Genomic DNA, 233 nt, shown 5'->3' on the forward strand with positions numbered 1-233 from the left:
CGATCGAATCCGCACTGACCGTGCCGAGGTTGACCGCGATGTCCTGGTTGCCCTTCTCGCCAGTCACGTTCGTGCCAGCACCGCCGGTGATCGAGCACGACGCCGCGGTGATGTTGCCCGTGAAGTTGATCGTACCGTCGGCTGCCATGGCCGAACCTGCTGCGAACATACCTGCGACTGCTGCGAATGCGATGAATTTCTTGTTGAGAGCCACGCTTTTCTCCAATGAAAGG

At 59.2% G+C, this 233-nt stretch carries 1 pseudogene; it reads right to left on the reverse strand.

The features are described 5' to 3' along the window. Nucleotides 1-169: pseudogene (locus SB725_RS34075) on the reverse strand (type 1 fimbrial protein); the annotation flags it as partial. Nucleotides 170-233 lie beyond the last annotated feature (64 nt).

Origin of the sequence: Pseudomonas sp. SIMBA_041 (genome assembly GCF_046535095.1) — a bacterium.
Classification (GTDB): domain Bacteria; phylum Pseudomonadota; class Gammaproteobacteria; order Pseudomonadales; family Pseudomonadaceae; genus Aquipseudomonas; species Aquipseudomonas mucoides.